The 6,040-nt window shown below is 31.4% G+C and carries 4 protein-coding genes and 8 tRNA genes; all 12 read left to right on the top strand.

Translation table 4 applies throughout. The features are described 5' to 3' along the window. Positions 1-118 precede the first annotated feature (118 nt). The 12 genes from ACX1M8_RS03260 (at position 119) to ACX1M8_RS03205 (ending at position 5,976) form a co-directional block, all read left to right on the top strand. Positions 119-195, top strand: a tRNA-Pro gene (locus ACX1M8_RS03260). A 5-nt stretch (positions 196-200) separates the two neighbouring features. Continuing rightward, a tRNA-Ala gene (locus ACX1M8_RS03255) sits at positions 201-277 on the top strand. A 5-nt stretch (positions 278-282) separates the two neighbouring features. Beyond that, positions 283-359: transfer RNA gene (locus tag ACX1M8_RS03250), tRNA-Met, on the top strand. Positions 360-390: 31 nt separating this feature from the next. Then, positions 391-466, top strand: a tRNA-Ile gene (locus tag ACX1M8_RS03245). Position 467: 1 nt separating this feature from the next. After that, a tRNA-Ser gene (locus ACX1M8_RS03240) sits at positions 468-560 on the top strand. A 22-nt stretch (positions 561-582) separates the two neighbouring features. Next, positions 583-657: transfer RNA gene (locus ACX1M8_RS03235), tRNA-Met, on the top strand. Between the two features lie 2 nt (positions 658-659). After that, positions 660-736: transfer RNA gene (locus ACX1M8_RS03230), tRNA-Asp, on the top strand. A gap of 1 nt (position 737) precedes the next feature. Then, a tRNA-Phe gene (locus ACX1M8_RS03225) sits at positions 738-813 on the top strand. 90 nt (positions 814-903) lie between these two features. Beyond that, a complete protein-coding gene (gene ileS, locus ACX1M8_RS03220; RefSeq protein WP_458836789.1) occupies positions 904-3,567 on the top strand; it encodes an isoleucine--tRNA ligase in 2,664 nt (887 codons plus the stop codon). A gap of 4 nt (positions 3,568-3,571) precedes the next feature. Beyond that, positions 3,572-4,210 carry a signal peptidase II gene (locus ACX1M8_RS03215; RefSeq protein ID WP_458798153.1) on the top strand — a complete coding sequence of 213 codons (639 nt, stop codon included), beginning with the start codon at positions 3,572-3,574 and terminating at the stop codon, positions 4,208-4,210. Between the two features lie 54 nt (positions 4,211-4,264). Further along, a complete protein-coding gene (locus ACX1M8_RS03210) occupies positions 4,265-5,668 on the top strand; it encodes a YitT family protein (protein WP_458798154.1) in 1,404 nt (467 codons plus the stop codon). 65 nt (positions 5,669-5,733) lie between these two features. Beyond that, complete coding sequence (locus ACX1M8_RS03205; protein WP_458836788.1) at positions 5,734-5,976, top strand: hypothetical protein; 243 nt, start codon at positions 5,734-5,736, stop codon at positions 5,974-5,976. The last annotated feature ends 64 nt before the right edge of the window (positions 5,977-6,040 follow it).

The following is a 6,040-nucleotide window of genomic DNA, read 5'->3' as shown; positions in this document are numbered from 1 at the left end:
TTAAAAGTTAATGTATTCAGACATTTTAATGAATTATTTAATTACTATTCAGTTTCCAAAGAACATAAAAAATTTTTTGGAACTAAAAAAGTTATAGTATAATATAAACGCAGTTCTTGGAGAAGTAGCTCAGTTTGGTAGAGCACTACATTTGGGCTGTAGTGGTCGCAGGTTCAAATCCTGTCTTCTTCACCATTTATGGGGGGTTAGCTCATTTGGCTAGAGCGCCTGCCTTGCACGCAGGAGGTGGTGGGTTCGAATCCCATACTCTCCACCATTTATGGCACTGTAGCTCAGTTGGTTAGAGCATCCGGTTCATACCCGGAAGGTCATGAGTTCGAATCTCATCGGTGCTACCATTTTTATACTATTTAATACTGACTAACAGTCGGACCTATAGCTCAATGGTTAGAGCAACCGGCTCATAACCGGTCGGTTACAGGTTCGAGTCCTGTTGGGTCCACCACGGGTGATTACCCAAGTCTGGCTGAAGGGACTAGTCTTGAAAACTAGCAGGGGCTTCACGGCCCGCGGGGGTTCGAATCCCTCATCACCCGCCACGTTAAATAGTATAATATTCATAGCAGAGTGGAGCAGTGGAAGCTCGTCGGGCTCATAACCCGAAGGTCGAAAGTTCAATTCTTTCCTCTGCAACCAATGGTCCAGTGGTAAAGTGGTTTAATACGCCTCCCTGTCACGGAGGAGAACGCGGGTTCGATCCCCGTCTGGACCGCCATGGCCTTGTAGCTCAGTTGGTAGAGCAACAGATTGAAGCTCTGTGTGTCGCTGGTTCGATTCCTGCCGAGGCCACCACCAAAAATTCCTCTATTTTGTTAGCAAAATTATGTTAATAAAATAGAGGAATTTTATTTTTAATAAAATTTTAAAATTGAAAGGATAAAAATGGATTACAAGAAAACACTCAATATGCCTAATACAGCATTTGAAATGAGAGCAAATCTTACAGCTAAAGAACCAATCTTTAGAGAACAATTACTTAAAAATCAAGTTTACAAAAAAGTTTTAGAATTACACAAGAATGATCCACAATTCATTTTACACGATGGTCCTCCTTATGCTAATGGGGATATTCACGTAGGTCATGCACTTAATAAGATACTTAAAGATTTTATCGTTAGATATAAAACATTAAGTGGATATTATGCACCATATGTTCCAGGATGAGATACACATGGATTGCCTATTGAACATAAAATGCTACAAGAAATGAATGTTTCTAAAGATGAATTAGATCCGGTTACATTACGTAAAAAAGCACACGCTTATGCTTTAAGCCAAGTTGAAAGACAAAAAGCTCAATTTATTCAATTACAAATGTTTGCTGATTTCGAAAAGATATACATAACATTAGCACCTGAATATGAAGCTAAACAACTTGAAGTATTTGCTAAAATGATGCTTGATGGATTAGTTTATAAAGGCTTAAAACCAATTTATTGATCACCTTCATCACAAAGTGCACTAGCAGAAGCTGAAGTTGAATATCAAGATGTTAAAAGCCCTTCTATATATGTAAAAATGCATGTAGAAAAATCAAATTTTGATTTAGTTAAGCCAAATGATAATTTTATTGTTTGAACTACTACTCCTTGAACATTAATAGCTAATGCAGGTATCGCACTTGGTAGAGACATTCAATACGTTATCTTTAAGCATGAAAACGATAGATATGTAATGGCTAAAGACTTATACCAAGATTTTATTGATAAATTACAATGAGAATGTGAAATTGTTGATACATTCTGTGGTCAAGAAATTGACAATAAAGAAGTGTTATATTGAACACCTATTTTACATAAATTAGCTCCAGCAGTTATAGGACACCATGTTACAAATGAATCAGGAACTGGTATAGTTCACATCGCTCCTATGTTTGGTGAAGACGACTTTATGATAGGTATGAAAAATAACCTTGAAAACATAATGCATATCTCAGATAAAGGATATATCGAAAATACTAATACACAATTTGATGGTAAGTTCTATGCTGATGCAAATAAAGATATCTCAATCTTCTTAGGTGATGATGTAATGCATTTCCAATGAGTAAAACACTCATACCCACATGATTGAAGAACACATCAACCAATTATCTTTAGAGGTACACCTCAATGATTTGTTTCAATCGATAAAATTAGACAACAAATCTTAGAACAAATTGATTCAAATGTAAATACATATCCAGATTGAGCTAAACGTAGATTATTCCAAATGATTGAAAATAGACATGATTGAACTATTTCACGTCAAAGAACTTGAGGATTACCTTTAATTATCTTCTATGATGAAAATGGTGAAGCAATCGTGGATAAAGAGCAATTTGATCACGTAATCAATCTAGTAAGACAACACGGTAGTGATATTTGATGAGAATGAGATACAGATGCTTTATTACTTCCTAAGTATCAAAATAAAAACTTCACACGTGAAATGGATATCATGGACGTTTGATTTGATTCAGGAGTTTCATCAATAGCTGTTAATATCGCAGATAACGTATCTTCTCCTTATGATTTATACTTAGAAGGTATTGATCAATACAGAGGATGATTTAATTCATCTATTATTACATCAGTTGCTTATAAAGGTGTAACACCTTACCGTAACTTAATTTCACATGGATTTGTCCTTGATGGAAAAGGTGAAAAGATGTCTAAATCAAAAGGTAACATTGTAGCACCTGTTGATGTAATTCAAAAACGTGGGGCAGACATCTTACGTTTATGAGTAGCTAATAGTGAATATACAAATGATGTTTCTATCTCAAATGAAATCTTAGACCAAAATACTGAAATTTACCGTAAGATACGTAACACAATTAAGTTTATTTTAGGTAACCTAGATGGTTATGAATACAATCCTAATACCGAAAGAACTGGAATTCATTTATATATTAAAGAACAACTAAATAAACTTAAATTAGATGTATTTAATGCTTATGACGAATATAAATTCATCAATGTTATTAAGTTAATCAATAACTATATTGTCGACCTATCTGCATTTTATCTTTCAGTAACAAAAGATATCTTATACATCAGAGAATTTAATGATTCAGAAAGAATGATGGTACTTGCCAACTTATACGAAATTTTAGATTTCTTATTATTAGCATTAGCACCAATATTACCTACAACTATTGAAGAAGCTTATATGCACTTTAATAAAACAAATAAAGCTGAATCAATTATGTTTGAAACATTTAATAAAGATATTAAAGTTAATAATGCAGTGCTAGAACAATTTAACGAATTCTTTGAATTACGTAGTAAAATTAATGTTCTAATTGATGAAGCTACTAAGAGTGGTATGATTAAGCGTTCAAATGAAGTTGCTTTAATCCTACCTTCTCAATCAGATTTTATTAATTCACTTGATTTAAAAACACTTCTAATGGTTGGAAAAGTACTTCCAGGAGATGAATTAAGACTTGAAAAATTTGATTCAGTTAAGTGTGCTAGATGTTGAAATCACTTTGAAGAAAAAGAAATGCACCAAGACTTATGTCCTCTTTGTTTTGAAATAATTTCTAAAATAGTAGAATAATGTTATGAGTAAAGTAAAAACTTGATGCCAAAAATATAAAGTATATCTCAAGAATAACTGACGTAAAGTTTTAGCTGGATACATTATTCTCTTAAGCACATTCTTTATTTTCTTTGCTATAGACCAGATTACAAAAACCCTTTTATTCTATCATGTAGATGTAAATGCTATGGAACAAGCAGGAAAAACCTCTTGAGAATTAAATGGTCAAAATGTCTATCCTGAAAGAATTTATCCTTCTACAAATGAATGGTTAAATTTTGGTGGAGTACTAGGAATTAGAAGTATTTGACATAAAGGAGTTACTTTCTTAAGTACTGATAGTATTACCTTTATTCAAGTTGTTAGTTTTATAATTGCTGCACTAATTCTTTTGGTACCTTTCTACCCTTCTAAATACATTTTAATATATAGTGCAATGTTTGGTATCTTGCTAGCAGGAGATATCGGAAACGCGACTGATAGAATTGCTTTTAGTGGCTATGTAAAAGACGAATTCTATATTCCTTGATTTGACCGTGGAACATTCAATTTCGCTGATGTTTCTGTCTTCCTAGGAGTGATACTTATTATCCTTACAATTGTAATAACAACTATAATTGAAATAATCAAAGAAAAACAAGAAAAAGTTAAAAATGCCTAAATCATAGTTATAAAAACTATGATTTTTCTTTTTAAAATGTTGTAAAATTAAGCAATGAAAAAACAAGGAAATTCAGGCGAAAACAAGCACAAATTTAAATATCCTACTTCAAACGAAAAAATGCGTAAAAAAATATGAAAAGAGATGGTAAATAGAAAAGTTAATAATAACGACTTTTATACAGTTGTTAACGACAATTCTACCTCATTAATCAGCACTGAAAAAGTTATTAATGAAGAAGAATATTTAAAATATAAAATGGGTAAATACCTATTAAATAACACTAAGAATACTAAATTAACAATTAAAGAACGTATAAAAAGAAATTGATTTAAGATTTTCTTACTTTTTTGAGCAGCATTTGTATTTAACTTTGGTATTCATATTTTCTTAGCTAAATCAGATACAATCCCTTCTGGTATAACAGGAATACCAACCATTCTACAATACTTATTCCCTGTACTTCGTTCTTACTTTGCTTTGATTTATTTTGCTTGCAATGTCCCACTGTTTATAATATATTGAAGAAAAGTCAAAAAGAGCTTCCTAATATATACTTTAGTATTCATGCTCTTCCTACAAGTGACTAACTTCATATTTACTCAACATGATGTTCACGTCTTCTTATTTGAAAAAATAAGTTTCGTTCATAATGATTATAGTGACTTTAAATTAGCTTATAACCCTACAGCAAATGATTTTAGAGTATTTGAAAAAACAGATAATCTTCCAAAAGAATTTTCTGCTTCAGTAGCTCTAGATAGTGTTTTTAAATATTTAGAAAATGGTGTTAAACTAGATACCACTATTCCTCAATCAGCTTTATCTTCATTAACTTTAGAACAAACAAATCAATTAGTATGATATGCTACAGGACAAACTTGACCAATACTTTTATATGGATGCATTGGAGCAGCTTTTATTGGTGTTGGAATTGCTTTATCTTGAAAAGCAGGTGGTTCAACTGGAGGAACTGATATTATTGCTTACTTCTTCTCAACTAAATACAAGAAGAGTGTAGGTGGTATCTTAGCTACAGTTGCTTTCTTTACTGCTTGTGCATTCTTAATTATTTATGGTTTTGTAAGACCAAATGTTAATGGTGAAATTTTTGGAATGAGAGAACTTTCAACGTATGCTTACTTACTTGTGACAAACTTTGTCGTTAGTCTTCTATATCCAAAATACAAAAAAGTTAAACTTACAATTATTTCAAGTGAACCTGAAAAAGTTATTGCTTACTTTAAACTTATTAATTACTGACACAGTTATAGAATTGTTAGATTCAAATCAGGATACACAGGGAAATACTCATATAAAATTGAAACAGTTGCATTATTGTTAGAAACTAAAAATATAATGGAAGACCTTAAAATAGTCGATCCAAATATTTGAGTTTCAACAGTAGCAGTTAGAAATGTTACTGGTTCATTCAATACAGAATTTGTTGAACAATAGCTTGCTATTGTTCTTTTTTTGTCCACTTCTTATCAAAAATAATTTATATATTGAAAGGAGGTGATATGACGTTAAATGAGCTACAAAAAGTAAAAGTAAGTGATCTTAAAAATGTAACTCCTGGTTTTGGAATAACTGCTGTTTTAACGATAGCTGGTGCATTAGCTACTACTATAGGTCATTTTGTAAGTTTATACAAAGCTTTTAAATCAACATCCGGTTCCTACAAAACAAAAGAATCAGAATATAAATGAGACAATAATCAAAAAAATGCTCCAAGAATCCTTGAAAATTACATACTTTTTTAACTTTTTATTTTTGTAAAATAAGCTCTATTTTGTCACCCCTAGAGTAGATAGAATAGAGTAAAAT

This window comes from Mycoplasma tracheobuteonis (genome assembly GCF_054456995.1).
This window is presented reverse-complemented; position numbering and strand designations above follow the sequence as displayed.